The organism is Streptococcus pseudopneumoniae, assembly GCF_001068775.1.
In the GTDB taxonomy this organism is placed as follows: Bacteria; Bacillota; Bacilli; order Lactobacillales; family Streptococcaceae; genus Streptococcus; species Streptococcus pseudopneumoniae_N.
Genome location: NZ_JWAJ01000116.1, coordinates 1 through 839 on the forward strand (window position 1 = coordinate 1; position 839 = coordinate 839).

At 40.0% G+C, this 839-nt stretch carries 1 pseudogene; it reads right to left on the reverse strand.

Going from position 1 to position 839, the window contains the following annotated elements:
• Window positions 1-839: pseudogene (locus ADF68_RS06545) on the reverse strand (G5 domain-containing protein); the annotation flags it as partial.

Below are 839 nucleotides of genomic sequence, written 5' to 3' on the forward strand. Positions count from 1 at the left end.
TTGTTGCTGTTGGATTTACTACTACTGGTTTTCCTACTGTTTCTGTAATAGCGCCTGTAGTAGGATCAACACTATATGTTGTTGTGGTAGTGCTTGAACCTACTTGACCTGCTTCTTCTACATTGTCTTGGCCTTTGTCGCGCGTATCATCTTTTACGTATTTCTTAGGTGATGGGATTGCTGTTGTTTCTACTTTATCCTTCGCTGGAACTTTGACAATAGTATTCGTTGGGGCTTTCGTACGAACTGGTTTACCTTCACTTGCTGTAATCTTTCCAGTATTAGGATCCACAGTGTAAGTTGTTGTGATAGTGTCTTCACCATCTTCACCTTTAACAGTAGTTGGGGCTGTACCTTTTTCTTTCGTATCATCTTTTTCATAGACAACAAGTGATGGTACTACTCTCTTCTCAACTGTTGGTTCTTTTGTTGTTCCATAAGTTCGAACGGTTGTTGGAGTTACCTTACCTGTTTTTGGATCAACTTCATAGGTAGTGGTATCAATCACATCATGACCTTCAGAATCTTTAGATTGTTCAACCTTAGTTTTCGCACCAACTTTAACAATTGTCTTACCTGCTGGGATGACGACTGGGTTGCCAACGTGTTCTGTGATATGACCGTCCTTTGAATCTACATCGTAAGTGGTTGTAGTAACCGTTTTACCTTTTTTACCCTCAGTACGCTGAGCTGGTGTACCGAAGTCTTTTTCAACATCTCTAACATACTCAACTTCTGGTTCAATTGGTGTTTCTACTACTTTGTCCTTCGCTGCAACTTTGACAATTGTTGCTGTTGGATTTACTACTACTGGTTCTCCTACTCTTTCTGTAATTGTT